Here is a 26,317-nt window from a genome sequence, read left to right as displayed (position 1 = left end):
TTGTTCCAGAAATCCGAGGCTATAGCGTTCCTTCGACGGCCAGCGTGTAGCCGGCCGCGCTCTGCTGGAAGCCGCTTTGCAGGAGTTGTGCGGCGGCGGCGGGATCGCTCGGGCGCACGCTCATCTCGGCGCGGAAGCGGCCGGTGGGCCACAGGCGGATCGCCGCCGCTTCGCTGCCCGATTGGCTGGCGAGCGGCAGCAACAGCGCGCCGGACTCGCACTTGGCGATGCCGCTGAGGCCCTGGCTGAGCGCGACGCCGCCGATATCGCCCGACAGGGTTGCCCGCACCCTGCCCTCCGCGCGCTGGCAGATGCCGTCCTGGAAGCGCACGGTGACATCGTCCATGTCGATCGCAGTCACCGGTACCGGGGCGAAGACGGTGCCGGCGGAGAGGGCGGCGGTCATGTCGTCGAGGCCGAAGCTGTGGCGGCTGATGCCGACCGCGCCGCGCAGCGCCTTGGTGCTGCCGCGGCTGTCGAGCGAGACTTTCGCCCGCCCGATGAGCAATTGTAGCGGGGAGAGGCTGGCGTTGAGATCGCCGACGGCGAGCTCCCCGAACCGCGCCTCGGTCAAGGAGCCGGACCAGACGCTGCCGCCGACCGCCCGCGCTGTAAAGCCGGTATCGTCGAGGCCGATCCAGCCCAGCACCAGCCGCATCGGCAGGAACGCGATCAGCGCGACCACGAAGGCGGCGGTGAACAGCAGACCAGGCCCGGTGGCGAGGCGAATACGTCTCATATCCCGCGCGCCTTCAATGTCATCTGCACCGCCACTGTCTGGTCGCCATTGTTGGTGACGTTCAGCTGATCGACCAGGATGCCCGAGCCCTCCAGATCGCCGATCCAGCCGAGCAGCGCACCGGGACGGGCCGAGGCTATGGCGATCTGCACCCGATCATTGCCGACAGGATTGGCGAGCGACAGCGGGAACCCGGCGTCGTTGGCGCGGGCGCGGACGATCGCGTCGAGCGGCCCGCCGAGCGCCGCCGGGCGGTTGCGTTGCAGCGCCTGCAGCACGGCGAGGCGTGCCTGCGTCTCGCCCATCCTGACGACCGCGCCGGCATGCCGCTCGCGCGCGGACGACAGTGCGTCGCTGACCGGCCGGATGATCCCGCCCCACACGATCGTCAACATAGCGAGCGCCGCCATGACGATCAGCATGCGCTTTTCGCGCAGCGAGCGTTGTTCGAACAGCGTCTTGAGACTGGCGATCATCTTGGGCTTACCGTGATCTGGCCGGAGACGCGGCCGTTGACCGATTCCAGCGTGCTGAGCCGCGCGGTGAAGCCCTGTGCCTCGACGCGGCTGCGCAGATCGACCGCCGGCCCCTCACCCGCCATGGACACGGTGGCGCGCAACTCGCCATTGGGATCGAAGGCGAGCGCCGTGACTTCGGTGCCGGGTACGGCGCGGACGGCGGAGAGCAAGGCCGCGCTGGTGCGGCTGAAGCCGAACCCGCCACCACGCAGCCGCGACAGCCGCTCGTTGAGCTGGCGGTCGGCATCGTTGACCGTCTCGCCACGCGGCAGGCCCTGGCGAGCAAGCTGCTCCGCCCGCTGATCGAGCGCGTCGGCGGCGAGATTGTACTTCAGGATGGACACCAGGCTGATGATCAGCGTGACGGTGAGGATCGCCAGCGACAGCCAGGCCAGCCGGCGTATCAGCGACCAATCGATGGCAAAGCGCCGGCGCCGGGCGAACGCGCCCTGGCGCAGGTCCAGTGCCGGGCTTGCGATGGCCGCGACGATCGCTGCCTCCAGTTCGTCGCGGGCGAGCGTGGCGGGGGCGACTCCGCCGGTCACCAATTCCGTCAGCCGCGCCTCGTCGGCAAAGCCGCTGGTGGCGCCACGCACGACGCCCTCGCCGCCGAGATCGGCACGGACATAGCCTTCTTCGGGCCGCGGGAGCAGCATCGGCGCGGGCAGCAGGGCGGCGGGATCAACACCGTTGGCAGCGAGCGTCGCCAGCCAATGATGCATCTGCAGCGCGGAGACGACGCCGATCGGCCGCTCCACGATGCCGCCTTCGCGCCCCACCGCGACATGCAGATCGGCGATCGGCGACGCGCTGGCATCGGCGGCGAGGATGCGCGCGGCCGTAACGGACTGGGCAGGAGACCGATCGGGCAATTCCGCCCAGTGCAGGGTCACCGCGTCTGCGGGCACCACCGCGACCGGTGGCGGCGCATCGGGATCGAGCATGTCGGGAAAGCCGTCGCCGCGCCCTTTCACCACGTCGTCGGCAATACGCAGCCAGCGCCACGGCAGATCCGCTGCCGGCAGGAAGAGGACGAGCGTGTCGCTCACGACGGTTCACCCCAGGAGCGCGACACCAACCGCGCGGGCAAGGTGGTGGCATCGATGGTCGATTGCTGTTCGAGATCGGCGGCGCCGAGCGCGACATCGACCTGCAGCGCGAACCAGCGGGTCGTGACGCCGGTCTGTGCCTTGGCATTCTCGTCGGCAGTGACCGAGGTGAGCGCCGGCAATTTCCAAAAAGCCTCAGTGGTCTCGAAGCCGGCGGGCGGACGCTTCAGAAGCATCTGACGCGCACTCTCGACGCCCAGCGTGTCGGGCAGCAGCATTGCAAACAAGGGGGCCTGCTCCGGCAAAAGCGTATTGACGTTGATCGTCGATGGCTTTGCCACCGGCAGCGTGCATAACCAAGGGCGAACCTTGGCGTAAACTTGCGGGGTAACGCCCGAGACGGCGCGCAGCTCGCTGACGTCGGTCATCAGCGTGTTGGCGGTGCGGTATGGCGTGGCGGCGCCGGTATAGGCGCCGTCCTCCGCGCCCGACGGCAAGGCCGCGCCGTCGCTGTCGATCCAGTCGGTCGTGGCATCGGCGATGCCGCCGGCGAGCGCGGCGGGCACGCCGACCAGCCGCATCAGCCGGGTGAACTGCACGGTCGCAGGCGCGTAGGCGGTATAGATGGCGGGTTCGTTCTGGACCACCAGGCCGTTCAGATTGAAGCAATTGCCGCCATCGCGCACGCGCGCCGTGGCGAGGCCGCCGGGCACCGGCAGGCGAAACGGCGTACCGCTCCAATTGCCCGCCAAGGTCACGCGCTTGCCCGCCTTGCCAAGCATCGAATTGATGCGGGACAGCGCCAGTGTCTCGGCGGCATAGCCGTAAGCGCGCGCCTGCTCGCCCGCCGCGGCGTTACCCGCGAGCCTGGTCGACAGACGGAGCTTTTCGAGCGCCGTGGCGGCAAGCACCGAGATGACGGCGACCAGCAACAACACCGTCAGCAGTGCCGCGCCGCGTTCACTTTCCCGCATCATTGCCCCCGATTGTCGGGCGGTATCCGGTACCGACGAGGAACAACTGGCGGAATTCGGTGCCGTCGGTGCGGATGATGCGAAGCTCCAGCGCCTGCGGCAAGGGCGCGCGTGGCGTGCCCTGCCAGCGATCGCTCCAGGCGCCGTCCAGCCGGTAGCGTAGCCCCACGGCGCGCACGTTGCCGAGCAATGCCGCAGGCGGCAGCGGCTCGGCACCATCGAGCATCGGATAGGCGATGCGCTCCAGCGTGTCGTTCGAAACGCGATATTCCACCTTCTGCTCGCCGGCGCGGCGGGCCTCGTCGAAATTGCTCCAGCCGCCGCGCACGAGCCGCAGCATCGGTGCGGCGTTCGATCCAGCCTCGCCGGTAAAGGCGGGTACGAGATCGCCCGCTTCATTGCGCGTCGCGCGCAGCGTCGCCTGGGCGAGATCGGCGGACAGCGCGGCGGCGACGCGGTTGAGCGCGGAGATGTCGTCAAGCCGCGCGCCGGTGGCGCCCTGCGCGTTCACGCTGAACGCGAGCAAGGCGACACCGGCGGCCGACAGCATGCCGAAGATCAGGAACGAGATCATCACCTCGATCAGCGTGAAGCCGGATTCGCTGCGCTTCATGATACGGTGACCGGGGGTGGATTGGGCGGCCGGACGACCGACAGCCGGCCATGTACCGTGCCGTTGGCATCGGCCACCGCGACCTCGATGCGCAGGATGCGGACGTCGCCAGTCGGCTGCGTCACGCGCGTCCAGGTCCAGGCGCGGCCGCCATTCTGCTCGACGCCCTGCGTCTTGCCGATCGCTGGCGGCTGCGGATCGGTGATCGCCTCGATCGCAACATTGCGCGCAACCATCTGCGCGACGAGCGTGGAATCGAGGATGCCGGCGCCACGGATCGTCGCGCCTTCGAGGCGGATCAGGGCCATGGCGGCGAGGCTGAAGACGGCCAGGGCGACCATCATCTCGATCAGGGTGAAGCCGTGCTGTTTGGCGCGCTGCGGTGCTTCTGCAGAGGCAGGAGCCCAGCGGCGCGGGCGCAGGGTTGTGTTACCGCGGGTTCCAACGTTCTCGGGATCGTTGTGGTGATGTGCGAGACCATCCGCTTCGCCGTCACCCCGGACTTGTTCCGGGGTCCGCCGATCCGCAAAATCAACGGTCGGCGAGAATGCGGCATGGTGGACCCCGGAACAAGTCCGGGGTGGCGGGTAACGATGCGAAGCTGCTGCGTTCGCAGGAGCACGGCAGTTGTGGCTTTCAAGCACCGACGCTGACCGATCCGTCGATGCCGATGCGGACGATCTCGCTTTCGTCGCCGCGCGTCAGGCGCAGTTCGAGCGAGCGATCGGCCAGGCCAGTGGAATCGAACACGACGCGGTCGCGCTCGGCGGTGAGCGTCGGGCGCACGTCCTGGCCCCAAGGGGAAACACGGAGTGGTTTTTCGGCGATTGCGCGCCACTGCCCGCCGGCGCGTTCGTCGAAGCCATAGCCGCCGGTCGACACCCAGACGCTGACCGGACGTGCATCGACGATCGCGGAATCATGGGCCGCACGCGTTCGCGCGGCGAACCTGGTCGCTTCGTCGAGCAATCGCCCGCGCGGATCGGGCATCGACAGCACGGCGATCGCCGAGGCCAGGCCGATGATCGTGATCACGACCATGAGTTCGACCAGCGTGAAGCCGTTCTGCAAGCAGCGCTGCACGGTCGTGAAACCGTCGGCATGACGCTTCAGGAGGATGGCGCGGCGATCCTCCACGTCATTCCCAGCTGGTGATGTCGGCGTCGGTGCCCTCGCCGCCTTCCTTGCCGTCCGCACCGAACGTCCAGATGTCGACCGAGCCATGCGTGCCCGGCGAGGCATATTGGTACGGCCGATCCCAGGGATCGTTGGGCAGCTTCTTGAGATAACCGCCCTTCTGGTAGCGCGCCGGATCGGACATGCCGGACGGGGGCGTGATGAGCGCGTTCAGGCCGTCGGCGGTGCTCGGGTAGTTGAAGTTCTGCAGCTTGTACATTTCGAGCCCGCTCTCGATCGTGGCGATATCGCTCTTGGCCTTTTCGACCCGCGCGCGGTCGCCGCTCGGCAGCACGTTGATCGCAACGATCGTGGCGAGCAGCCCTAGGATGACGATCACGACCATGAGTTCGACGAGGGTGAAGCCCTTTTCACCGTCATCCCGGACTTGATCCGGCATCCAGGCGCGGTCATTCGCCTCACGAACACCGTCACTTTGGCCACTGGCCGCGCCTGGATCCTGAAACGAGTTCAGGATGACGGCAGATACTGGACGAAAACGCATGACAAACCTCATTGGCCGGCAAGGGTGTTGAGCTGCAGGATCGGCAGCAGGATCGATAGCACAATCGTGGCGACGATACCGCCCATCAACACGATGATCGCCGGTTCGAGCAGCGACAGAGCGGTGGTGGTGAAGCGATCGAATTCGCGTTCGAGATAGTCGGCCGCTTTCTCCAGCATCTCGTCGAGCCGCCCGGCCGCCTCCCCGCTGGCGGTGAGATAGGTGAGCAGCGGCGGGAAGACGCCGGCGCGGCGCATGGCGGCGGACAGGCTGCCGCCGCCGCGAATCGAATCGACGATCTCGTCCGAGGCGGCGCGCAGACGGCGGTTGTGGATCGTGCCGGCGGTGAGCGTCAGGCCTTCCAGCAGCGGCAGGCGGCTGGCGACCATCGTCGCCAGCGTGCGCGCCATGCGCGCGGCGTGGAGATCGCGGATCAGGCGGCCGAGCAGCGGCACGCGCAGGATCCAGGCGTCGAATGCCAGGCGGATCGAGGGTTGTTTCAGCGCCTGCCAGGCAAGCAGGGCGGCACCGACCATGCCGAGCAGCAACACCCACCAATAGGCGACCAGGAAGTCGGACAATGCGATGACCAGGCGGGTGAGCAAGGGAAGTTGCTGGCCGACCGTGTCGAATTGCTCGACGACCTGCGGCACGACGAATACCATCAGCGCGGTGACCACGCCGATCGCGACGATCGACAGGATCGCCGGATACGCGAGCGTGGTGATGATCTTGCCGTTGATCTCGGCCTGACGCTCGAGGAGTATCGACAGGCGTTCGAGGATGATCGGCAGCGAGCCCGAGCGTTCGCCGGCCGAGACCATCGCGCGGTACAGCGGCGGAAAGCTCTTGGGTTCGCGGCCCATCGATTCGGCCAAACGTCGGCCCTCCATCACCCCGGCATGGACGTTGGCGACGATCGCGCGGACCTGTTCCTGCTCGGTCTGGCGGGTGATCGTGCGCAGCGATTCCTCGAGCGGCGAGACCTGGTTGAGGGTGGCGAGCTGGCGGGTGAACAAGGTGAGTTGCTTGACGCCCATCTTGTTGCGGCGGAACGAAAGGCCGGTGACCAGGGGCTTGCCGCGTGGCGGCTCGCCGGAGCCGGGCTCGATCCGGACCACGTACATCTTGCGCCGGTCGAGCGCGATGCGGGCGGCCTCGATCGAATCGGCGGCGATATGGCCGCGCTTCTCGGCACCGGCGGTGTCGATGACCAGATAGTCGAAATTAGGCATGCCCCACCCCCATGTGCTCCCGCGAAGGCGGGAGCCCAGGCTGGGCCCCCGCCTCCGCGGGGGAACAAGGAAGCGCGCTATGCACCTGCCTCAGGCTCCACCACCAACGGTGCTTCGACATCGGCCATGTCGCGCCGCGAGACGCGCACCGCTTCCTCGGGCGTGGTCAGGCCGTCGCGGACCAATTGCCGCGCCGCCGAGCCGAGATTGGGCGAATGCAGGAAGGCGTGGCGGGCGATGATCGATTCGTCGCCGCCATCGTTGATCAGGCGGCGGATCGTGTCGTCGATGCGGATCGCCTCGAACACGCCGATGCGGCCCTTGAAGCCGGTCTGCGCGCAATGTTGGCAGCCGACCGGCTGGTAGACGACCGCGCCGGGATCGAAGCCGAGCAGCGCCGAGACGGAGCCGCTTGCCTGGACCGGGCGGCGGCAATGTTCGCATAATTTGCGCACCAGGCGCTGCGCGATCACGGCGCGGAGTGTGGAGGCGAGCAGGAACGGCTCGATCTTCATGTCGCGCATACGCGTGATCGCGCCGACCGCGTCATTGGTGTGGACGGTCGACAGCACGAGATGGCCCGTCAGCGAGGCCTGGACGGCGATCTCGGCCGTCTCGCGATCGCGGATTTCGCCGACCATCACGACATCCGGATCCTGGCGCAGGATCGCGCGCAAGCCGGCGGCGAAGGTCAGGCCGACCTTGGGATTGACCTGCGTCTGTCCGATGCCGTCCATGGCATATTCGACCGGATCCTCCACCGTCAGGATGTTGCTGCTGCCGTCGTTGAGCGTGCGGAGCGCCGCGTAGAGCGTGGTCGTCTTGCCTGAGCCCGTCGGCCCCGTGACGAGCACGATGCCGTTCGGCTCGCTCAGCGCTTCCTTCAGGATCTTGTTGATCGCCGGCGACAGGCCGAGCACGTCCATGTCGATGCCGGCATTGTCCTTGTCAAGGATACGCAGCACGACGCGTTCGCCAGCCCGGCTGGGCAACGTCGACACGCGAACGTCGAGCAGCTTGCCGCCGAGCGTGAGGCCGATACGGCCATCCTGCGGCACGCGGCGCTCGGCGATGTCGAGGCGCGCCATGACCTTGATGCGGCTGACCACAACCGGCGCAACGTGCGGCGGCATGCGCAATGTCTCACGCAGCACCCCATCGATGCGCATGCGCACGACGAGACCGCTCTCGTATGGCTCGACATGGATGTCGGACACGCCATTGCGGGCGGCGTCGGCGATGATGCCGTTGATCAGGCGGATCGCGGGCGCGTCATCAGCAGTGTCGAGCAGATCGTCGGCGCTGGGCAGGTCACCGGCGAGCAGATCGAGTTCGTCGCCCAATCCCAACGTGCCCGCGGCGACGGCAGCCGCCTGGCCATCCATGGCGTAGCGATCGGAAAGCAGGCGGTCGAACGCCTCGGGCGCGACGAATTCGACATCGAACGGGCGCGCGAGGTGGCGGCGCAACTCCAGCAGCACCTTGGGATCGGAGCCTTCGCGCATGGCGATGGCGGCGTGGGTGCCCTCCCCCGCCTGCAGCACGACCCCGAAGCGGCGCGCGAAGGCGTAGGGGATGGCGAGCATCTCGAGCGGAAGGATTGGCGCTTCGGCGGCCAGGATCAGGGGGTCCTGCAGGGCAATGGCGGCGGCGCCCATGCTCAAGGGTTGCGCGTGATCGTCGCTCGGGCTGAACTCGACGTCGGTGACCGTCATGCTGACGCTCCTGATCCTTGTTCCCCGGCGTAGGCCGGGGTCCAGGTGCGAAGGTGATCGTTGGCAGGCGTCGCGTCGGCCAACTGCCGTGCCACGACTGGCCCCCGGCATTCGCCGGGGAACTCAATCCCGTGCTGGGCGGCCACGTACATCACGGGCGCTTGCGCCGGATGATGACCGACGAGCTGCGCTGCACCGGCACGGCGATACGCGGATCCTCGATGCTGCCGTCCTGCCCGGCGGGCGGGAGCGGTGCGGGGGCGCCGAGATAGTCGCGCACCAACTGGTCGATGCTCGGCTCGACGTCCGGCTGCTGCCCGGCCTGTTGCAGGCGCAGATAGCCGTAGCGCTGCTCGGTCACGCGGCGCTGATCCTCGGCCGAGCGCAGGATGGTCGGGCGAATGAAGATCATCAGGTTGGTCTTGGTGCGCTGCTTGGCCTTGGAGCGGAACAATGCGCCGACGCCGGGCAGATCGCCCAGCAGCGGGATCTTCTCGATCGTACGACGTTCGTCGTCGCTCAGCAGTCCGCCGATCACCGCGATCTGGCCGTCATCCACGGTCAGCGTCGTCTCGACTTCGCGCTTGTTGAGGATCAGGTCGCTATTGTCGCCGCTGACCGGGCCGGCGATGCTGCTGACCTGCTGGTGCAGGAACAGCTTGATCGTGCCGGAGGAATTGACCTGCGGCTTGACCTCCAGCTGGATGCCGACATTCTCACGCTGCACGGTGCGGAAGGCATTGTCGAAATTGTCGCTCAGCGCCTGGCCGGTGGTGATCGGGATTTCCTGACCCACCAGGATGCGCGCTTCCTGATTGTCGAGCGTGGTGAGCGACGGCGCCTGCAGCAGGTTCGACGTCGTGTCGCTCTTCACCGCGTTGATGATCGCGCCGAAGATCGCATCCTTGCCGATGTTGAACGCGCCGCCGCCGAAGCCGCCGGTCGCGCCGAGGATCGACTGGATCGCCGACTGGGCGAGCGAATCGCTGACCGCGCTGTTGGTGGTCGTCGTCACGGTGCCGCCGTTGACGGTCGTGGTCGTCGTGTTCAGCTGCCGCGCGCCGATCGCGCCGGCGATCTGCAGCAGGTTGGGCGCGGCATTGCTGTACGTGCTGGCGAAGCTCGGAATGCCGCTGCCGGGCAGGCCGGCGAGCAGGAACTGCACGCCCAGGCGGCTGGCGGTGGCATCCGATACTTCGGCGACGATCGCCTCGACCAGCACCTGTTCGCGGCGCGTGTCGAGCTGGCGGATGACGTCGGACAATTGCCGCTGCACCTCTGCCGGGGCAGCGATGACGATCGCATTGGCGCCGGCAAAGCGCGTGACCACCGAAGCGGTGCGGCCACCATCGGCGACGATCGCCGCCTGGCCCGTACCGCCCGTTGCAGCGCTGGACTGCTGCTGCTGGGGTTGCGCCTGCTGCTGGATGTTGCTCGGCTGGTTGGCCGCGCTGTTGCCGGTGCCGCCGAAGTTGGACCGCGACAGCTGGTTGGATTGCGTCGGCTGGCTCGGTTGCTGCCCCACGAGCTGTTGCAGCACCGGGAGCAATTGCTCGGCATCGGCGTTTTCGAGGAACTGGACCTTGATCTCGGTACCGTTCTTCGCGCGGGCATCGAGATCCAGCGCGACGGCGGCGAGGCGCGAGACCGAGGCGGCGTCGCCCCGCAGCGCGACCGCATTGGAGCTGGGCACGGCAACGACGCTGACCGTGCCGGTGCCGCCACCCTGCCCGCCCGGCTGGCCACCGCCGGTGGCGAGCGCGGTGAGCGCGGTGGCGATCTCGCGCGCCCCGGCATTCTTGAGCGCGATCACGCGCGTCGAGGCGTTGTCGGTGTCGATGCGGCGCACCACTTCGCGCACGCGGCGGACATTGTCGGCGAAATCGACCACGACCAGGCTGTTGCCGCCGCGATTGGCGGTGACCGAGCCTTGCGCGCTAACCAGCGGGCGCACCGTCTCGACCGCGGAGGTGGCGTCGATCGAGCGCAGGCGGATGATCTCGGTGACGAAGCTGTTGCGTGCCGCGCCGCGCGAGCCGATCCGGCTCGGCTGCGAGGCGGCATTGTCGGTCGGCTGGACACGGAACACGCCGCCTGCGCTCGGCACCGCGACCAGGCCATTGGCGCGCAAGGTGGAGAGGAACACTTCGAAATATTCCGAGCGGCTGAGCGGCCGATCGGTGACCACCGTCACCTTGCCCTGCACGCGATTGTCGATGACGAAAGTGCGCCCGGTCACCTTGGCGGCATCGGCGATGAACGCCCGGATATCGGCATCGCGGACGTTGAGCGTGGTCTGCGCCACCAGCGGGCCGGCCAGGCATGCGGCCAGCACCGGCGCGAGAATCAGTTTTTTCATTTGCCCGCTATCGTAAGGGAAAGAGGAAGCGTGTTCGTGCCGCGTTCGACCGTCAGCGACAAGGTGCCGCCATTGCCGAATTGCGGCGCCAGCCGTTCGAGGTCGCCGGGGCCGGAGACCGGGCGACCGCCGATGACGGTGACCACGTCACCATCCTGCAGCCCCGCCTGGCGGAAGGCGGCGCCCGATCCTTGCGCACGCACGACGAGCCCGCTGACGCGGCCGCCATCGACGCGCGGGATGAACCCGATATCGCTCTGCAACTGCGCCAGCGTGACGCCTGCGCCCGGAGATGCCGGCGGCGTGCCGGGCGCCGCGGGGGCGCCGGACGTGGGCGCGGCAGGCGGCACGCCGCCCGACTGATCGATGAACAGATCCTCGCTGGTGCCGCCACGATCAATCGTGACGTGATCGAACGCCACCGATTTCAGCCGGACACCGGGGATGATCTCAGCGCCGACCGCCACGCTTTGCTGTATACCGTCGGGACCGGCAATGATTGCCGAGCCGCCGCCGACGGCCTCGTCGATGCGCGTGCCAAACAGGGTCAGCTGCAACGCGGTGACCACGGCCGGGCCGGCAGGTGTGCCGGTCACGCGGAAGAAGGGATCGAACCCGTGCAGGATCGCGGACGGCGAGCCGGCGACGCCGGGCTCGACCGGGCGCCAGGCACCCAGCGGGCCGACCGGCGTGACGATGACCCACAAGAGCCGGGCGCACTGCACCGCAAGGCCGGCGAGCAACAGCAGCTCGAGTGCCGAATACAGGTTGGTGCGTGGCAGCCGCCGGAGCAAACGGCGCGCGCGAGCATCGAGTTCGAGCCGCATTACGTGAGTATCCCCCGGGGTGACGATCCTGCTAGGCTGCCATTGTTACAGTTGCGCGGCACTGGTGTGAACCTTTTGCGCCAGCAGTACAGGTGATCGTGCAGGCTGGCGAATCTCGCGGCGATCCGGCAAAGCTGTGCCGGTGAGCGACATGCCCGATTTCGGCTCCGGCCATCCATCCGACGCGCTGGTGGCGCATTTGCGGGCGCAAGCCGGCGTGCAGCGCGTGCCCAGCCCCAAGCTGACCCTGTTCCTGCGCAAGGGCTTTCTGGAACCCGACCTGTGCGCCGCGATCGTGGCGCAGGTAGAGGCGCAGCGGCGGCCATCCACGCTATCCGACCCTAATGGCGATGCTGCGTTCCGCACCAGCGAGACGTGCGACCTCGACCCCGCCAACCCTGCGGTGATCGAGGTGGACGCACGGATCCGCGCCTTTACCGGGCTGAACCCCGCGCATGGCGAGCCGATGCAGGGGCAGCGTTATGCCGTGGGGCAGGAGTTCAAGGGGCATACCGATTATTTCGAGCCCGCCGGTGTCGACTATGCGCGCTATTGCAGCGTCGCCGGGCAGCGCACCTGGACAGTGATGATCTATTTGAACGAACCCGAGGCGGGCGGCGCGACGCGCTTTAAGACGATCGACAAGATCGTGCAGCCCGAGGTCGGCAAGCTGCTCGCCTGGAACAACCTGCGCCCGGATGGCACGCCGAACCCCGCGACGATCCATCAGGGGATGAAGGTGCGCGCCGGTGTGAAATACGTGATCACGAAATGGTTTCGCGAGCGCGAATGGGGTTGAAGCGTTGAAGCTGTCCCTCCCCCGTCCGGGGGGAGGGACAGTTGCATCAGAACGTGGTGCTGATGCCGGCCGAAAAGATCCGGCCGAGACGGTAGCTGTTGGCCAGCACGCGCTGACCGTCGCCGAAGGTCTGACCTTCCTCGAAGCGCGTACCGGTGAGGTTGCGCGCCTCCAGCTTCAGCTCCCACTGACCGCCGCCCAGCTTGAAGCCCTGACGCGCCACGAGATCCAGACGGATGCCGGGCTTCTCGACGATATCGGGCTGGAAGCCGACGCCGCTCAGGTTGGACGGTCCGCGATTGGTCACGCGGTCGCTGGCATAATTGAACAGCATCGTGATCTGCGACAGCGAGGCCGTATCTTCGAGGCCAACCTGCACGTTGACTAGGTGATCAGACTGCCCGGTGAGCGACGCGCCATCGCGGAACTGCAGCGACGCTGGGCCAAAGCCAGCCTGACAGCTACCCAAGGTCTGACTGAGCACGTTCGGCGCGCAGGAATCATCGGCGGTGATCGACGATTTCGAGTAGGTGTAGTTGGCGATGAACAAAGCGCGGCGTGTCGCAAAAAAATCACCGCCGAGCGTATCGAGCGGGAAGTATTTCTGCAGTTCGATTTCGCCGCCGTAGAGCTTGGCCTTGGGCAGGTTGGTGAAGCCGGTCTGCAAGCGATCGTCGGCACCGGTGTAGAAGCCGACCTGCTCGACCGGATTCTTGATGTGCTTGTAGAAGCCGCCCAGGGTGAAGCGCTGGTCACGCCCAAAGAAATACTCGTAACGGGCTTCGAAATTGTACAATTCCGAGTCGCTCAAGTTCGGGTTACCGAAAAACAGGCGATCCGATTCCGGGTCACGGAACTGCTGCGGTGCGAGTTCGCGGAATTGGGGCCGCGAAATCGTCTTCGATCCACTCGCGCGCAGCTGCATGTCCGAAGCAAAATTCCACGTCACCGTCAGCGCGGGCAGGAAGTAATCGTTCTTCAGACGGGTGGTCGTCGCACCGATCGGGGTCACGTCCTCCTTGGCCGTTTCATATCGCACGCCGGCTGTCGCACGGACGCCGTCGGTGATCTCGGCTTCGGCTTGACCGTAACCAGCATGGATCGTGAGGCCTGCATCATAGGCATAGGCCCCCAGCGGCGTGCTAAACTGCAACTGGATCTGGTTGGCGGCGATTGAATCGACCGACAGCAGATAATCGGGGCGTAACAGATTGTAGGGATAGCCGGGCGCCGTACCGCCGCCACGCGCCGTCTGGTAATTGAATTGCAGGCGGGTCGAGGTGCGATCGGTGTCGGAATAATAATAGCCGGCCGACAGCGTCACCGGACGACCGATATCCAGCTTGTAGCTGAGATCGCCCTGCCCGCTGTACAGATTTTCGCTCAGCCTGCTGAAGATGATCGACGCGAAGGGCGAGAAGCGCTGCGTCACCTGATAGGCGCCGCCGCACTGGAAGCCGCCGACGCCCGGACGCTCCGTCACCGTGATCGGCAGGCCGGTCGTGGTGGTAGGCGAGCACAAATAATCGAACTGGCGCTCGTACGGGGCATTGCGCTTCGAATTGGCATAAGCACCGCGGACGTCGAGGTGCAGATCATCGGTCAGCTTGAACTCGCCGACGGCCTGACCTTCGACCAGTTGGCGCTCGAACCAGTTGGTGTTCTGCTGGAGACGCAGGCCGCTCGAATTGTTGTATACGGTCGCGCCCGAGAGGCGCCCCTGCTTGAGCGTGTCATGAATGTAGACGCCGGTCGCACGGATCGTGTTCGGGCCGAATTCATAGCCAATGCCGAGCAGGCCATTGGCGACGATCCGGTTGTCAGTCAGCACCGTGCGGAAATCGTTGCGGAGCGTGCCGTCTGGCGAGACCGAGTCCTGCTGCGTCGTGGCGCGGGTACGGAAGGTGTTGCTCGCGCTGGCCGAGGCGATGAAGCCGAGACGATCGCCACCGATGTCGAACACCAGGCCACCGCTCGCTTCGCCCGAGAAATTGGCCGGCAGGTTCTTGTTACGCTGCAGCAGCGTGGTGCTGGCGTTGCTGAGCGTCGCGACCTGATCGCTCGGGATGATGCCGCTCCCGTCCGCCGCGTTCTTGATGAAGCCGGGCACCTTGCGCGTCCCGTCATCGAAACCGAGCCAGTCATGGTCGCCGCCGTAATAGGTGTAGCCGAGACCGCCCGTCGTCCGGGTATCGGCGGCGACCGAACCACCGACCGAGATGAAGCTTTCGGTCGGGATCGCCTTGGTCGTGAGATTGATCACGCCGCCACCGAATTCACCCGGATAATTCACCGAATAGGTCTTCTGGACCAATGCGGACCCGACGATGCTGGTCGGGAAAATGTCGAGCGGCACCGAGCGGCGCAGCGGCTCCGGGCTTGGCAAGGGCGAGCCGTTGAGCATCGAGGATGAGTAACGATCGCCAAGACCGCGAACGTAGACGAACCCGCCGCCCACGACGCTGAGGCCAGTGACGCGAGACAGCGCGCCGGCGATGTCGCCTTCGCCGGTGCGGGCAATATCGGCGCCGGAAAGGACGGAGATGACCTGCGGCGTGGCGCGGACCGCGTTAGGGATATTACGCCCGACGACGACGATGTCCTGCACGTCGTCGGCATTATAGCCCGGGCTCGAAACCTCGACCTCCTGCTGCGGATCGCCGGCCTGCTGCGCTGCGCCCGTGACGTCCGATGGCGCGGCGTTGGGCATGGAAGGCTGCGCGGCAGGCGGGGGGGTCGACGGCGCCGGAGGGGGCGCGCTCTGCGCTAGGGCAGCAGGTGCCACCAGCGTGGTTGTTACAAGAAGAAGCGTTGCGAACGCGCGGCGCTGCAGCATGGCGTGAATTCCCGTGTCGATTGTCATAAACAAATGCCGGGGCGGCGCCCTGAGGGCCGCCCCGGCATCATTGCTCATCGTAGCGCCGCCCGCCTCAGCGGCCCTGGCAGCCGAAGTAGACCGAGTTGAACACCGGCGGGCCCTGATCCTGGATCGCAGGATTGGCCGGACGGATCGTCGACGGCACGCCGCCATTCGCGGTTTCCTGAGCGACCAGGTTGATGCAGGCGCTACCAGCCGGCGTCTTCACCACGCCGTTGACGAAGGTCATGTCGGCGCCGCCGCGCAGGCGGATCGCCGCTGGGACGTTGGTTGCCGTCTGGATGAACGTGAAGTTGGCGTACCGGCCCCAGGTGCGCGGGAGAAGGTCTTCGGCGCCGTTCGAGTCGATCTCGGTGGCGAACGAGTCTGCCGTCGCGCCCGACACCTTCTGTGCCGCGATCATGAACTGCATGAACCCACGCCAGCCATTGTCGACGTCGAAGCCGTCATCGTCCGCCCCGGTCACCGCAATGTACTTCACGTTGGTGGTGCCGCCGAAGATTTCGATGCCGTCATCGGCCGAGTTGTGGCTCTGGATATGGTCGAGCACAGTGCCCGAACCGGTCGCGCCCAGAGTCAGCCCCTGAAGCTCGTTGCCGTCCGAAATCGCGATGCCGCTGTAGCGGATCTGGACATAGGACATCTGGCCGCTGCTGTCGGCTTCGTTGGTGCCGCCATAGAAGCGCTGGGTCACGCCTTCGATCGCCTGCTGGCAGGGCGTCGGGTTCGTGCCGCCGGTGCCCGTCGCGCAGACCGCGGTGGTCGAGCGACCGAGCAGGATGATCCCGCCCCACTGGCCCTGGGTCACATCGCTGACGCCGTTGGCGACCAGGTTCTGCTGCGACGTGAAGACGATAGGCGCGTCACGCGTGCCGATTGCCTGGATCTTCGAGCCGCGGTTGACGAGCAGCAGGTCGTTGGTGGCTTCGCTGGCATCGGCCGCGATCACAGCGCCGGCAGCGATCGTCAGCGTAACGCCCGCGCCGCCGGTTGCACCGAGATCGGTGCCGACTTCGGTCTGACCACGCAGCCGGTAGAACACGCCCGCAATCTTCGGCAGCGTCACGTCGGTCGTGACCGGCAGGATGCGGCAGATGCGGAAGCCGGTGGCAGTGGTGCCGATGGTGAGAAGTCCGTCGTCAGCAGTGCCCGTCGGGCAAGCAGCGGTTGCGCCGCCCGCGCCGACCGAAGGTACTGCCGCACAGGCCGTGCTGGTGCCACCAAAGTTCGCGCTGGTCGAATTGCAGGTCCAGCCCTGGAACGCGGTATCCGTCGGGCCATTCAGCGCGCCGACGAAGTTGGTGCTGGTGAAGAAGGGGTTGATCGTGGAGGGATCGGCAGCGGTCGCCAGCGATGCCGCTGCGACCGGGTACACGCCGTTCAGGCTCGCGCCGGTGCCGTTCACATTGTTGTTGGTGCCCGCATTGACGATCGCGAACTGCTCTTCAGCGGTAATGGTTGTCCCGCTCTGGGTCGTCGGCGCCGCAAATTGCGCGGCAGTGATGCCGGCCGTCGGCGTTGGCGTCGGCCCAGGAGTCGGCGTGGGGGCCGGCGCCGGCGGGTTGATGATGACGGTACCAGCGCCCGGCGAGGCGACATCGTCGGCACCGCAACCAGCGAGCGCGAGGCTCGAGCAGGCGGTCAACATGATCGTGCGAATGCGCTGGTAGCTGGCCATGAAATTCTCCGAGTCCGGCTTGGTCGCCGGGTTGATCCTGCGGGCGAATGCCCTGCGGTCGACTCGGATTATCCCCCTGCCGCCCCGCTGACCTGCCGATAGGCGCGCCTCATGACGAGCAGACGCGGTTTTGAAGACTGTAACATGACGTACTAGTTACGGATTTGTGGCAGTTGTTACGGATGCATTACAGGTGACGAGTGCGTCGATTGAGATGGTGATGATTAAAGCCGGTTGCCGCAGCGTCATATACTGACACAACTCACACACCGTCGTTCACAGGTGCGGTGGCGGTGCCCTCACCTCGGTAAGGATCAGTCAGTCGCGCCGGAGGTCGGTTACCATGGATCTAATCCGCAATCGTCCAACGGTCCATTAGTGCGGCTTACCACCATATCGTGGGGATACCTGCCAGACGCCAAAAACCCGCCTGTCTTGCAACAAGCGGGTCCGTGGAATTCTGGTGGGCGCGACAGGGATTGAACCTGTGACCCCACCCGTGTGAAGGGTGTGCTCTACCGCTGAGCTACGCGCCCAAGCCCGCCGTCAAGCGAACCGGAAGCGGGCCTTTAGGCGGCGCTCTGCCGCCTGTCCAGCCCGTAACGATGATCCCCGTCCTTGTGTCGTCCGGTATGTCGACCTCAGATGGCAGAGACGGGGATCACAGACTTAGTTGACCGAATCCTTCAGGCCCTTGCCGGCCTTGAACTTGGGCTGGGTCGATGCCTTGATCGACATCGGCTCGCCAGTGCGGGGGTTGCGGCCGGTGGATGCCTTGCGCTTGCTGATCGAGAAGGTACCGAAACCGACCAGGCGCACTTCGTCACCCCTTTTCAGCGACGCCGAAATAGCCTCGAACACGGCCTCGACCGCCTTGGTCGCATCGCCCTTGCTCAGGCCGGACGTGTCCGCCACCGATCCGATCAGTTCCTGTTTGTTCATGCCTACAGCCCCCGGTTTATCGTCGAATGAAATGATTCCCGGTGCGAAGCCGGTTGCTCAGTAAGGCGGCTTCCACCGAGGCTGTCAAAGCAAATTGCGTCGCACAGCCGCGGAAAACTGTCGATCTGCGGCACACCTTCGCTGGCGTGCCGCAGTGCGATCAATGGTGCAGTTCGCCGCCGGCAGGCGTGACGCCGGCTGGTGGCAGCGCCGCCAGTTCGTCGGCATCGGTCCAGTCGATCGCGGTAAGTGGCTCGATCAGCGCCAATTTGAGCACCTCATCGACATGACCGACCGGAATGATCTTGAGACCGTTCAGGATATTGGCGGGGATTTCCGCCAAATCCTTTTCGTTCTCCGCAGGGATCAGCACGGTGGTGATGCCGCCACGCAGCGCCGCCAACAGTTTTTCCTTCAAGCCGCCGATCGGCAGCACGCGGCCGCGCAACGTGACCTCGCCGGTCATCGCAATCTCGCGGCGCACCGCGATACCGGTGAGCGTCGAGACGATCGCGGTGACCATGCCGATACCAGCCGACGGGCCATCCTTTGGCACCGCGCCCTCGGGCAAGTGGATGTGGATGTCCTTGCGGTTGAACAGCGATGGCTTGATGCCATAGCTCGGGGAACGTGCCTTGACGAAGCTGAGCGCGGTATCGATCGATTCCTTCATCACGTCGCCGAGCGTGCCGGTCACCTTGGCAGCGCCCTTGCCGGGTACGGTAACGCTCTCGATCGTCAGCAATTCGCCGCCGACCTCGGTCCACGCAAGCCCGGTGACCGCGCCGATCTGGTTCTCCTCCTCGCCGATGCCGTAGCGATACTTCTTAACCCCGGCGAAGTCGGCGAGGTTGTTGGGCGTGACGACGACATTGGTCGCCTTGCCCTCGAGTATCTGGCGCAACGCCTTGCGGGCTAGACGCGCGATCTCACGCTCCAGCGTCCGCACACCGGCTTCGCGGGTGTAGAACTGGATCAAGGCGCGTAGCCCGTCGGGGGTCAGCTCGAATTCGCCCGGCTTCAATCCGTGCGCCTCGATCTGCTTTTCGATCAGATGGCGCTGCGCGATCTCGACCTTCTCGTCCTCGGTATAGCCCTCCAGCCGGATGATCTCCATGCGGTCAAGCAAGGCCTGGGGCAGATTGAGCGAGTTGGCCGTGCAAACGAACATCACGTCAGACAGGTCGAAATCGACCTCCAAATAGTGATCCTGGAACTTGGCGTTCTGCTCCGGATCTAGCACTTCCAGCAGTGCCGAGGCGGGATCGCCGCGGAAATCCTGGCCGAGCTTGTCGATCTCGTCGAGCAGGAACAGCGGATTGCTGGTGCCGGCTTTCTTGAGGTTCGTCACGATCTTGCCGGGCAGTGAGCCGATATAGGTGCGGCGGTGGCCACGAATTTCTGCTTCATCGCGCACACCGCCCAGGGATTGGCGGATGAACTCGCGGCCGGTGGCCTTGGCGATCGACTTGCCGAGGCTGGTCTTGCCGACGCCCGGAGGGCCGACGAGGCACAGGATCGGGCCCTTCAGCTTGTTGGTGCGGGCCTGTACCGCGAGATATTCGACGATGCGGTCCTTGACCTTCTCCAGGGCGTAATGATCCTGGTCGAGCGTGGTCTGCGCGGCGGCGATATCGCGCTTCACCTTGGACTTCTTGCCCCAGGGCAGGCCCAGCAGCACGTCGAGATAGTTGCGGATCACGGTCGCCTCGGCGCTCATCGGCGCCATGGTCTTGAGCTTCTTGAGCTCGGAGGTCGCCTTGGTGCGGGCTTCCTTGCTGAGCTTCAGCAGCGCGATCTTCTGGGTCAGCTCGGCGATCTCGTCGCCCTCGCCTTCCTCGCCCTCGTTGCCGAGTTCGCGCTGGATCGCCTTCAACTGCTCGTTGAGGTAATATTCGCGCTGCGTCTTTTCCATCTGGCGCTTGACGCGGCTCTTGATCTTCTTCTCGACCTGCAGGACGCCGAGCTCGCCTTCCATGAAGGCGAACGCCATCTCCAGGCGCTTGGCGGGATCGTTTTCGACCAGCAATGTCTGCTTGTCGGCGACCTTGACCGAGATGTTGGCGGCGACCGCATCGGCGAGGCGCGAGGCATCCTCGATCTCGTTGAGCTGTACCGCGGTCTCGGCCGGCAGCTTGCGGTTGAGCTTGGCGTAGTTCTCGAACTGATCGACGACCGAGCGCATCAGCGCCTGGACCTCGTTGCCCTCGGCGACGAGCTCCTCGACCGGCAGCACGGTGGCGGTGAGATAACCCTCGGCATCGCTCAGCACGTCGAGCGAGGCGCGCGTCTTGCCCTCGACCAGCACGCGCACGGTGCCGTCGGGCAGCTTCAGCAATTGCAACACGGTGGCGGTGACGCCGAGATCGTACAGATCCTCACGGTCGGGATCGTCTTCGGCAGGATCGAGCTGCGCGACCAGGAAGATTTCCTTGTCGGCGTTCATCGCCGCTTCCAGCGCCGCGACGGACTTGTCGCGGCCGACGAACAACGGCACGATCATATGTGGGAAGACAACAATGTCACGCAGCGGCAGGACGGGGTAGGACTGGCTCATGAATACTCCGGAGGCGCCAGAACGCGGCGCCGTTCCCGTCTTATATGGTGATCGTTGCCGATCCATCAATCGCGCGATGCACGTGTTGGGACGAAGCGTCATGGCGAGCTGCGCGCTGACGCTGATCGCCGCCGCGCCGGTCAAGAAGGGCGAGCCGCCGCTCACCGCGCAGACAATGCGCTCGGGCGGGCCGATCGATGCCGATCAGGCCAAGCTGAGGTTCGATTCGGCCGATCTGGCGTTCGAGATAGTGCCGGCCGAGCAACGGCTGCAGGGCGTCGCGACGCTGACCTTCACCGTCAAAGCGGCGCTCAGCCTGTTGGTGATCGATCTCGACCGCAACCTGCCGGTGGACAGCATCGCGATCAACGGGCGCAAGCTGCCGCGATCGGCCTCGCGCAACCCGGAGGGGCGGCTGACGATCACCCTGCCCCGCATGGTCGCCGCGGGCGGCACTCTGGTGGCGAGGATCGCCTATGGCGGCACGCCGCATGTCGCGGTCAACGCGCCGTGGGACGATGGCGTGGTCTGGTCGACAACGAAGGACGGACGGCTGTGGTTCGGCACGACGGCGGAGGGCTATGGCTGCGACCTGTTCTGGCCGTGCCTGGATTTTCCGACGGGCGAGCCGGCCATGGTCGATCTGCACATCACCGTGCCGCCGGGCATGAAGGCACCATCGAACGGCAAGCTAATCGGCGTCGCGACGTTGCCCGATGGCCGCTCGACCTGGCATTGGCGCGCACGGCAGCCCAATACCTATGGCATCGCGCTGAACGTCGGCCCGTATGAGGAGCTAAGCGGGAGCTACAAGAGCCGTTTCGGCAATACGATCCCGATTCACTATTGGTACCTGCCCGGCGAGGAACGGGACGCGCGGCGATTGTTCGCGGAGTTCGCGCCGACGCTCGACTTCTTCGAGAGCGTGGTCGGCCCGTACCCGTTCGGCGACGAGAAAGTCGGCGTGGTCGAGACGCCCTATAAGGGCATGGAGCACCAGACGATCAACGCTTACGGCAACGCCTATGCCAAGGCGCCCGAGGGGTTCGACTGGCTGTTCCACCACGAATTTTCCCACGAATATTTCGGCAATCAGCTGACTGCCGCGAACTGGGACGATTATTGGCTGCACGAAGGCTATGCCAGTTACATGCAGCCGCTCTACGGCCGCTGGCGCGAGGGCGAGGCACGCTATGCCGCGATGCTCGATCAGCAGCGGAGCAAGATCGTCGGCGCACAGCCGATCGTCTCCGGCCGGATCCGCACCGAGGAGGAGGTGTACGAGGCCGGCGGCCCGGGCACCGACATCTATTACAAGGGCTCCTGGATATTGCACACGCTGCGCGGGCTGATCGGCGACGCGGCGTTCCAGGAGGTCACACGGCGGATCGTGTTCGGCAGCGCCGATCCCAAACCAGGCGGCTTCCGCCCGCGCTTTGGCTCGACGATGGAATTCGAGGCGCTGGTCGCGCGCGTGACGCGCAAGGATTATGGCTGGTTCTTCGATACCTATCTGCGCAAGGCGGCCTTGCCCGACCTGATCGAGACGCGGGCGGGCGGCGCCTTGTCGCTTGAATGGCGCGCACCCGATGGGCTGCCCTTCCCGATGCCGATCGAGGTGCAGGTGGATGGCACGACCCGGCGGCTGGCGATGAGCGGCGGCCATGCCACCTTGGCCGTGGTGCCCAGTGCGCAAGTCGTGATCGATCCGTTCGCTCGCGTGTTGAAGCGTTCGCGGGCGATCGAGGAGTATCAGGCATGGCAGGCAAGCGAAAAGGCGAAGTGAACCTCTGGCCGGCGCGGGCGGCGGAGATGGCGGCGATCTTCATGGTCGGCGACGGGCTGCTCGGGCTGCTCCAGCCGCGGCGCCATGTTGAGCTGTGGGACCAGCAAGCGCTGGGCGCCGAGCGGCTGGTGGCGCCGTTTCGGGAGCGACCGGGGCGGCGGCGGCTGTATGCGCTGGTGCAGATCGGCGCGGGGCTGGCGCTGGCCGCGCGGCAGCGGCGGGGCGAGCGGTGATGCGGGGCACCCGGCTTTTCGCGGTCGCGCTGGCTATGGCGGCGGCAGTCCCGGTATCGGCGCAGCGCGGCGACGTGCCCGATCCGGCCGACCCTTATGTCCATCGGCAGACCGGCATGTCGTTCCCGGCGCATGTCGGATCGGCGATCCGGCATCAGGTCGTCCGGTACAGCGATGATGGTGCGGATAGCGGCATCGGCTATCAGATCACCCGCGCCGGCGAGTCCGGCAATGGCGGCATGGTCGCCTATCTTTCCGTCTTCGTCTATCCGGCGCGCGCGCCGAGGCCCGGGGCGGCGGGCGATGCCGCCATGGCCGAACAAAGCTGCGCCGCGACCTTCGAAGGCATGAAGCACGACATCCTTGCCCGCGAGCCGACCGTCACCGTGCGGGTGGAGGACCGGATCGAGGCGACCGCCGCTGCGCGCCCGTTGAGCGGGCGGCGGATCGTCTATGAGGGCGGCAAGGCGCCGTTTGCCGGCAAGGAGCAGCCCGTGCGCGAAGAGGCGCGGCTGTTCTGCCTGCCGGGTGGAAAGTGGCTCGTTTCCTACCGCATCACCTCGCCGGCTGGGGTCGCTGCGGATGCCGATGTGGCTCGGGTGGTGGCTGCGCTGCGCTGGCCGGCGGGGTTGGTTCGTTAGTTTGGGGTGAGGTGATCGCTTGTGGGGAGCGGCGTAGCGGAGACGATGAGATCGCTTCCCTACCCGTCACCCCGGACTTGTTCGGCAACTATCCCTTTCAGACAAGGCTCGTCATCCCCGCGAAGGCGGGGATCCATAGTGGCGGGCTTAGCGGCTGAAATGCAGACGTTCGAGTATATGGATCCCCGCCTACGCGGGGATGACGGCGAATTACTTGGTCGAGCGGTACAACCGCCGACGTGTTCCCGGGTCCACGGTGCCGCGGGGCTGCAGAGCGTTGAGGATGCGGGACGGTGGACCCCGGAACATGTCCGGGGTGACGTTTTCAGTTGGCGAAGGAGTTCTCGCGTCGGAAGGCGTAGCGAAGGACAGGCGTGACGCGCTTCAAGGTGCTTCGATACGAGCCCTCGATACGCGCTTTGCGCTACTCGGTCTCTACTCAGCACGAACGGGGAGGAAGTTATCAAGCTCTAGGATCGCGAGCGCTGATATTGGAGCGATCCGTCTCATCCGTTCGTGTCGGGCGAAATCGAGACACCTTCGCCTGGGATGGTGTCTCGACTTCGCTCGACACGAACGGCGTCATGGCCTGGCCTATGGCCCCTGGCCCCTTGCTTTCGCAGGGGAACGGAAGAGGCTGGGTGGCAGCCGGTACGATTATGCGCGGCGGCGGGGGTGGATCGTGGCAGGGGGACTGGGAAGGATATTGCCATGGCCAAAGCCGACCGACTTGCCCAAACCGATCAGCGCCGTGCGGAGCTCGAAGCGGAATATCTCGCCACGCTCGCTGCTGCACTCGAAACCTGTGCCGCCGGGCGCTGGGGGTTGTTCGGGCATCGGCCGGACAAGCAGAGTATCGCCAGGTTCGCGCCGCTGATCGATGACCTGGGCGATCTGGCCGCGGCGATCAACAAGATGCGCGACCAGCTCGATCTTGCGCCGTTCACGCTGCACGATGAGTTCATCGCATCGCGCGGCGTGGCCAGCCCGAGCGCGGTGGGGGAGCCGAAACAGGCCAAGGCGTGGCTTGAGCGGCTGGCGACGGCAGGGTGAAGGCCCCGGGGGGCTGGAAGCGCGTGACCGAGGAAACCGAGCGGATTAGCCCCGGCGCATCGACCAGAAGCGTGGCCCGCCGCCGGGCACTATCCACTCGGCACTCACCTGGAAGCCGAGCGCGCGGTATAGGCCCAGATTGCTTTCGGTCGCGGTCTCCAGATAGGCCGGCAAGCCGCTGCCAGCAATACGATCGAGGCCGGACCGGATCGCAGCTGCGCCATAGCCCCTGCCCTGCGCGGCGGGTTCGCAACCGGCGATGTGCAGATACCAGTAATTCCCAAGGGGAAATGCGCCTCGATTGCGCTTGATACCGCCAGCGCGCGGGGGAGCGCTCTGCCGAAGGTAGCGAGCATCGGCAACGCCTGACGTAGCATCGCCAATCCACCGATGCGCGCCTGCCCCGGCCCGCGCCACAACGTCGCGGCCTCGCCGCCGACGGTCACCAATGGCATGCCGGCTAGAGTGTCGACGTCGTAGATCAACCGGAACAACCGCGGGAGTCGCTTGGCCCGTAACGCTGCATCGGGAAAGATGAAAGACATTGCCGGATCGTCGGCGAAAGCGCGCGCAAGCATCGCAGTGATGTGGTCGCGGTCGTTGTAACCGGCAGTAAGAACGGCAGAAATATTCGCGCTCATGCAAACCAACGATCGGCGAATTTACGCTGCCAGCGCGGTAGGCCGATACAACGACAGCGAGAGCTTGTCATGAGCAAGTCCGACTGGACCCCGGTATTCGCCGGGGTCCGCGGGTATCAGGCGGCGCCCGACTTTTCCTTCTTGGCGTAGACGCGGATCGGTTCCTTGCGGCCTTCGATCACGTCGCCGTCGATCATCACTTCGTCGACCGAATCCATGCCCGGCAGATCGAACATCGTGTCGAGCAGGATGCTTTCCAGAATCGAGCGCAAGCCGCGGGCGCCGGTCTTGCGATCGATCGCCTTCTTGGCCACCGTCACCAGCGCGTCGTCGGTAAAGCCGAGCTTCACGTCCTCCATATCGAACAGCTTCTGATACTGCTTGACCAGCGCGTTCTTCGGCTCGGTCAGGATCGTCACCAAGGCCGGCACGTCGAGATCTTCCAGCGTCGCGATGACCGGCAGACGGCCGACGAATTCCGGGATCAGCCCGAACTTGAGCAGATCCTCCGGCTCGACCGACTTGAGCGTCTCACCCGTACGACGCTCTTCCGGCGACGCAACGTACGCGCCGAAGCCGATCGACTTGCCCTGCAGACGATCGCCGATGATCTTCTCGAGACCCGAGAAGGCACCGCCGCAGATGAACAGGATGTTCGTCGTGTCGACCTGCAGGAATTCCTGCTGTGGATGCTTGCGCCCACCCTGCGGCGGGACGCTCGCGGTGGTGCCTTCCATCAGCTTGAGCAACGCCTGCTGCACGCCCTCGCCCGACACGTCGCGCGTGATCGAGGGGTTCTCGGCCTTGCGGCTGATCTTGTCGATCTCGTCGATATAGACGATGCCGCGCTGCGCCCGTTCGACGTTGTAGTCGGAGGCCTGGAGCAGCTTGAGGATGATGTTCTCAACATCCTCGCCGACATAGCCCGCTTCGGTCAGCGTCGTCGCATCGGCCATGGTGAACGGCACGTCGAGGATGCGCGCCAGCGTCTGCGCCAGCAACGTCTTGCCGCAACCGGTCGGGCCGACGAGCAGGATGTTGCTCTTGGCGAGCTCGACATCGGCACCCTTCTGGCCGTGGTTGAGGCGCTTGTAATGGTTGTGCACCGCCACCGACAGCACGCGCTTGGCGCGCTTCTGGCCGATCACGTAATCGTCGAGCACGTCGCAGATTTCCTGCGGGGTGGGCACGCCGCCATCCTTCTTGGAGACCAAGGCGGACTTGGTTTCCTCGCGGATGATATCGTTGCACAGCTCGACGCATTCATCGCAGATGAACACGGTCGGGCCGGCGATCAGCTTGCGCACCTCGTGCTGCGACTTGCCGCAGAACGAGCAATACAGGGTGCTTTTCGAATCGCCGCCGCTCAACTTCGTCATTCAATCCATCCTTCGCGCCG

General features: G+C 65.9%; 23 protein-coding genes and 1 tRNA gene. 5 read left to right on the top strand and 19 right to left on the bottom strand.

Annotated elements, in window-relative coordinates; genetic code table 11:
• Positions 1 to 19: 19 nt before the first annotated feature.
• From gspN to NV382_RS00840, 12 genes are all read right to left on the bottom strand, one after another.
• Entirely contained in the window at positions 20 to 739 is a 720-nt protein-coding gene (gene gspN, locus NV382_RS00895) for a type II secretion system protein N (protein ID WP_260598682.1), read from the bottom strand.
• Positions 736 to 1,215, bottom strand: a complete 480-nt coding sequence (gene gspM / locus NV382_RS00890; protein WP_260598681.1) for a type II secretion system protein M — start codon at positions 1,213 to 1,215, stop codon at positions 736 to 738. The genes gspN and gspM overlap by 4 nt, the downstream gene beginning before the upstream one ends.
• On the bottom strand, positions 1,212 to 2,306 hold the full coding sequence (gspL, locus tag NV382_RS00885) for a type II secretion system protein GspL (RefSeq protein WP_260598680.1): 1,095 nt from the start codon (positions 2,304 to 2,306) through the stop codon (positions 1,212 to 1,214). The genes gspM and gspL overlap by 4 nt, the downstream gene beginning before the upstream one ends.
• Entirely contained in the window at positions 2,303 to 3,283 is a 981-nt protein-coding gene (gene gspK, locus NV382_RS00880) for a type II secretion system minor pseudopilin GspK (RefSeq protein ID WP_260598679.1), read from the bottom strand. Before gspK ends, gspL begins: the two co-directional genes overlap by 4 nt.
• Positions 3,267 to 3,893: a type II secretion system minor pseudopilin GspJ gene (gene gspJ, locus NV382_RS00875; RefSeq protein ID WP_260598678.1), complete on the bottom strand. Its 627-nt coding sequence runs from the start codon at positions 3,891 to 3,893 to the stop codon at positions 3,267 to 3,269. The genes gspK and gspJ overlap by 17 nt, the downstream gene beginning before the upstream one ends.
• Positions 3,890 to 4,234, bottom strand: a complete 345-nt coding sequence (gene gspI, locus NV382_RS00870) for a type II secretion system minor pseudopilin GspI (protein ID WP_260598677.1) — start codon at positions 4,232 to 4,234, stop codon at positions 3,890 to 3,892. Before gspI ends, gspJ begins: the two co-directional genes overlap by 4 nt.
• Positions 4,235 to 4,529: 295 nt before the next feature.
• Positions 4,530 to 5,030 (bottom strand): GspH/FimT family pseudopilin, encoded by a 501-nt coding sequence (locus NV382_RS00865; RefSeq protein WP_312026761.1) that lies wholly within the window; start codon positions 5,028 to 5,030, stop codon positions 4,530 to 4,532.
• 1 nt (position 5,031) lies between these two features.
• Positions 5,032 to 5,469, bottom strand: coding sequence for a type II secretion system major pseudopilin GspG (gene gspG, locus NV382_RS00860; protein WP_260598676.1), 438 nt, complete (start codon positions 5,467 to 5,469; stop codon positions 5,032 to 5,034).
• A gap of 113 nt (positions 5,470 to 5,582) precedes the next feature.
• Complete coding sequence (gene gspF / locus NV382_RS00855) at positions 5,583 to 6,809, bottom strand: type II secretion system inner membrane protein GspF (protein WP_260598675.1); 1,227 nt, start codon at positions 6,807 to 6,809, stop codon at positions 5,583 to 5,585.
• A 77-nt stretch (positions 6,810 to 6,886) separates the two neighbouring features.
• Positions 6,887 to 8,395 (bottom strand): GspE/PulE family protein, encoded by a 1,509-nt coding sequence (locus NV382_RS00850; protein WP_260600508.1) that lies wholly within the window; start codon positions 8,393 to 8,395, stop codon positions 6,887 to 6,889.
• A 280-nt stretch (positions 8,396 to 8,675) separates the two neighbouring features.
• On the bottom strand, positions 8,676 to 10,883 hold the full coding sequence (gene gspD, locus NV382_RS00845; protein WP_260598674.1) for a type II secretion system secretin GspD: 2,208 nt from the start codon (positions 10,881 to 10,883) through the stop codon (positions 8,676 to 8,678).
• Complete coding sequence (locus NV382_RS00840) at positions 10,880 to 11,710, bottom strand: type II secretion system protein N (RefSeq protein ID WP_260598673.1); 831 nt, start codon at positions 11,708 to 11,710, stop codon at positions 10,880 to 10,882. The genes gspD and NV382_RS00840 overlap by 4 nt, the downstream gene beginning before the upstream one ends.
• Positions 11,711 to 11,861: 151 nt before the next feature.
• Between NV382_RS00840 and NV382_RS00835 the strand changes: the two genes are divergently transcribed.
• On the top strand, positions 11,862 to 12,509 hold the full coding sequence (locus NV382_RS00835; protein WP_260600507.1) for a prolyl hydroxylase family protein: 648 nt from the start codon (positions 11,862 to 11,864) through the stop codon (positions 12,507 to 12,509).
• Between the two features lie 46 nt (positions 12,510 to 12,555).
• Here the strand turns inward: NV382_RS00835 and NV382_RS00830 are convergent, their stop codons facing one another.
• The 5 genes from NV382_RS00830 to lon all read right to left on the bottom strand — a co-directional run bounded on the left by NV382_RS00830 (position 12,556) and on the right by lon (position 20,564).
• Positions 12,556 to 15,345: a TonB-dependent receptor domain-containing protein gene (locus NV382_RS00830; protein ID WP_260600506.1), complete on the bottom strand. Its 2,790-nt coding sequence runs from the start codon at positions 15,343 to 15,345 to the stop codon at positions 12,556 to 12,558.
• Between the two features lie 94 nt (positions 15,346 to 15,439).
• Complete coding sequence (locus NV382_RS00825; RefSeq protein WP_260598672.1) at positions 15,440 to 17,065, bottom strand: hypothetical protein; 1,626 nt, start codon at positions 17,063 to 17,065, stop codon at positions 15,440 to 15,442.
• Positions 17,066 to 17,526: 461 nt separating this feature from the next.
• Positions 17,527 to 17,601: transfer RNA gene (locus NV382_RS00820), tRNA-Val, on the bottom strand.
• 133 nt (positions 17,602 to 17,734) lie between these two features.
• Positions 17,735 to 18,007: an HU family DNA-binding protein gene (locus NV382_RS00815; RefSeq protein ID WP_260598671.1), complete on the bottom strand. Its 273-nt coding sequence runs from the start codon at positions 18,005 to 18,007 to the stop codon at positions 17,735 to 17,737.
• Between the two features lie 160 nt (positions 18,008 to 18,167).
• On the bottom strand, positions 18,168 to 20,564 hold the full coding sequence (gene lon, locus NV382_RS00810) for an endopeptidase La (RefSeq protein WP_260598670.1): 2,397 nt from the start codon (positions 20,562 to 20,564) through the stop codon (positions 18,168 to 18,170).
• A gap of 100 nt (positions 20,565 to 20,664) precedes the next feature.
• Here lon and NV382_RS00805 point away from each other — a divergent pair, with 100 nt between their 5' ends.
• From NV382_RS00805 to NV382_RS00790, 4 genes are all read left to right on the top strand, one after another.
• Positions 20,665 to 22,350, top strand: a complete 1,686-nt coding sequence (locus NV382_RS00805) for a M1 family metallopeptidase (protein ID WP_260598669.1) — start codon at positions 20,665 to 20,667, stop codon at positions 22,348 to 22,350.
• Complete coding sequence (locus NV382_RS00800) at positions 22,323 to 22,583, top strand: hypothetical protein (protein WP_260598668.1); 261 nt, start codon at positions 22,323 to 22,325, stop codon at positions 22,581 to 22,583. The genes NV382_RS00805 and NV382_RS00800 overlap by 28 nt, the downstream gene beginning before the upstream one ends.
• On the top strand, positions 22,583 to 23,224 hold the full coding sequence (locus NV382_RS00795) for a hypothetical protein (protein ID WP_260598667.1): 642 nt from the start codon (positions 22,583 to 22,585) through the stop codon (positions 23,222 to 23,224). The genes NV382_RS00800 and NV382_RS00795 overlap by 1 nt, the downstream gene beginning before the upstream one ends.
• Positions 23,225 to 23,935: 711 nt before the next feature.
• Positions 23,936 to 24,277: a hypothetical protein gene (locus NV382_RS00790; protein ID WP_260598666.1), complete on the top strand. Its 342-nt coding sequence runs from the start codon at positions 23,936 to 23,938 to the stop codon at positions 24,275 to 24,277.
• A gap of 45 nt (positions 24,278 to 24,322) precedes the next feature.
• On the opposite strand, the gene NV382_RS19610 is transcribed toward NV382_RS00790, so the two are convergent.
• Together NV382_RS19610 and clpX are read right to left on the bottom strand one after the other, a co-directional pair.
• Complete coding sequence (locus tag NV382_RS19610; protein ID WP_335342360.1) at positions 24,323 to 24,694, bottom strand: GNAT family N-acetyltransferase; 372 nt, start codon at positions 24,692 to 24,694, stop codon at positions 24,323 to 24,325.
• A gap of 340 nt (positions 24,695 to 25,034) precedes the next feature.
• Entirely contained in the window at positions 25,035 to 26,297 is a 1,263-nt protein-coding gene (clpX, locus tag NV382_RS00780) for an ATP-dependent Clp protease ATP-binding subunit ClpX (RefSeq protein WP_260598664.1), read from the bottom strand.
• Between the last annotated feature and the right edge of the window lie 20 nt (positions 26,298 to 26,317).

This window comes from Sphingomonas endolithica, assembly GCF_025231525.1.
GTDB classification, from domain to species: Bacteria; Pseudomonadota; Alphaproteobacteria; order Sphingomonadales; family Sphingomonadaceae; genus Sphingomonas; species Sphingomonas endolithica.
This window is presented reverse-complemented; position numbering and strand designations above follow the sequence as displayed.

What these genes read in the sequence shown, in the direction of transcription:
- NV382_RS00850 (WP_260600508.1), bottom strand. Translation starts at nt 8,395, where the DNA reads ATGCTCGCCATCCCCTACGCCTTCGCGCGCCGCTTCGGGGTCGTGCTG.
- gspI (WP_260598677.1), bottom strand. Translation starts at nt 4,234, where the DNA reads ATGGTCGCCCTGGCCGTCTTCAGCCTCGCCGCCATGGCCCTGATCCGC.
- gspF (WP_260598675.1), bottom strand. Translation starts at nt 6,809, where the DNA reads ATGCCTAATTTCGACTATCTGGTCATCGACACCGCCGGTGCCGAGAAG.
- gspN (WP_260598682.1), bottom strand. Translation starts at nt 739, where the DNA reads ATGAGACGTATTCGCCTCGCCACCGGGCCTGGTCTGCTGTTCACCGCC.
- NV382_RS00815 (WP_260598671.1), bottom strand. Translation starts at nt 18,007, where the DNA reads ATGAACAAACAGGAACTGATCGGATCGGTGGCGGACACGTCCGGCCTG.
- NV382_RS00805 (WP_260598669.1), top strand. Translation starts at nt 20,665, where the DNA reads ATGGCGAGCTGCGCGCTGACGCTGATCGCCGCCGCGCCGGTCAAGAAG.
- NV382_RS00800 (WP_260598668.1), top strand. Translation starts at nt 22,323, where the DNA reads ATGGCAGGCAAGCGAAAAGGCGAAGTGAACCTCTGGCCGGCGCGGGCG.
- NV382_RS00835 (WP_260600507.1), top strand. Translation starts at nt 11,862, where the DNA reads ATGCCCGATTTCGGCTCCGGCCATCCATCCGACGCGCTGGTGGCGCAT.
- NV382_RS00790 (WP_260598666.1), top strand. Translation starts at nt 23,936, where the DNA reads ATGGCCAAAGCCGACCGACTTGCCCAAACCGATCAGCGCCGTGCGGAG.
- gspD (WP_260598674.1), bottom strand. Translation starts at nt 10,883, where the DNA reads ATGAAAAAACTGATTCTCGCGCCGGTGCTGGCCGCATGCCTGGCCGGC.
- clpX (WP_260598664.1), bottom strand. Translation starts at nt 26,297, where the DNA reads ATGACGAAGTTGAGCGGCGGCGATTCGAAAAGCACCCTGTATTGCTCG.
- NV382_RS00840 (WP_260598673.1), bottom strand. Translation starts at nt 11,710, where the DNA reads ATGCGGCTCGAACTCGATGCTCGCGCGCGCCGTTTGCTCCGGCGGCTG.
- gspK (WP_260598679.1), bottom strand. Translation starts at nt 3,283, where the DNA reads ATGATGCGGGAAAGTGAACGCGGCGCGGCACTGCTGACGGTGTTGTTG.
- NV382_RS00795 (WP_260598667.1), top strand. Translation starts at nt 22,583, where the DNA reads ATGCGGGGCACCCGGCTTTTCGCGGTCGCGCTGGCTATGGCGGCGGCA.
- NV382_RS00825 (WP_260598672.1), bottom strand. Translation starts at nt 17,065, where the DNA reads ATGGCCAGCTACCAGCGCATTCGCACGATCATGTTGACCGCCTGCTCG.
- lon (WP_260598670.1), bottom strand. Translation starts at nt 20,564, where the DNA reads ATGAGCCAGTCCTACCCCGTCCTGCCGCTGCGTGACATTGTTGTCTTC.
- NV382_RS00830 (WP_260600506.1), bottom strand. Translation starts at nt 15,345, where the DNA reads ATGCTGCAGCGCCGCGCGTTCGCAACGCTTCTTCTTGTAACAACCACG.
- gspG (WP_260598676.1), bottom strand. Translation starts at nt 5,469, where the DNA reads ATGCCGGATCAAGTCCGGGATGACGGTGAAAAGGGCTTCACCCTCGTC.
- gspM (WP_260598681.1), bottom strand. Translation starts at nt 1,215, where the DNA reads ATGATCGCCAGTCTCAAGACGCTGTTCGAACAACGCTCGCTGCGCGAA.
- gspJ (WP_260598678.1), bottom strand. Translation starts at nt 3,893, where the DNA reads ATGAAGCGCAGCGAATCCGGCTTCACGCTGATCGAGGTGATGATCTCG.